Genomic DNA, 639 nt, shown 5'->3' with positions numbered 1-639 from the left:
TTTTTTGTCCTGGATTTTTTCCAGGGTCTCCCGCTGACAGTGCAGCGCATCCAGGGTCACCACGGCGCCGTTGAGGTTGAGCATATCCAGCATGTCCCGGACCGTCGCGATTTCTCCCTTCTTGGACGGGGTGGCTTTTTGACTCAACACCAGGCCGTTTTCGGTATCGTAAGCCGTGACCAGCTGCACCGCCTGAGCGGCGTTGTTACGGTAGGAGCCGCGCAACACCTTACCGTCGAAGGCAATAATGGGCTTGCCGTGATGGGTGCGATGTTCATTGACCCAGTTCAGCAAGGCCTCCAGCAAGGATTCAATCACTATGCAACGGAGAATGCGTGCAATGGTATGCCGACGCGGAATGCCATGAGTAAAGGGGCGGTACCGACGCAACCAGTCGGCTTTGGCATCGCCATAGGTTTCAATGTCTTGCCAACCTTCTGCGCCGGCCATGATGGCGCTGATAACCAGGAACATGACGTCCACCAGGTCATGCTTTTGGTTGATATCTGAACGGGTTTCTTCAACAAGGGTAAGGTGTTCTATCAGGGTCATGGTCAGGCTCCTTCGGCAAGAGGTGCTGATTAGATCACAGACGATCCACCCGTTCAAATTTCATTAACAAAGTATGATCCCGCCCTG

The 639-nt window shown here is 54.0% G+C and carries 1 protein-coding gene; it reads right to left on the bottom strand.

The genetic code is table 11. The features are described from left to right. On the bottom strand, nucleotides 1-552 hold a 552-nt coding region (locus C7I36_RS16915; protein ID WP_146137359.1), incomplete at its 3' end, for an ISAs1 family transposase. Between the last annotated feature and the right edge of the window lie 87 nt (nucleotides 553-639).

Origin of the sequence: Zobellella taiwanensis (genome assembly GCF_003012795.1) — a bacterium.
GTDB lineage: Bacteria > Pseudomonadota > Gammaproteobacteria > Enterobacterales > Aeromonadaceae > Oceanimonas > Oceanimonas taiwanensis.
Note: the sequence above shows the minus strand (reverse complement) of the source record. Positions and strands in the feature narration are given on the sequence as shown.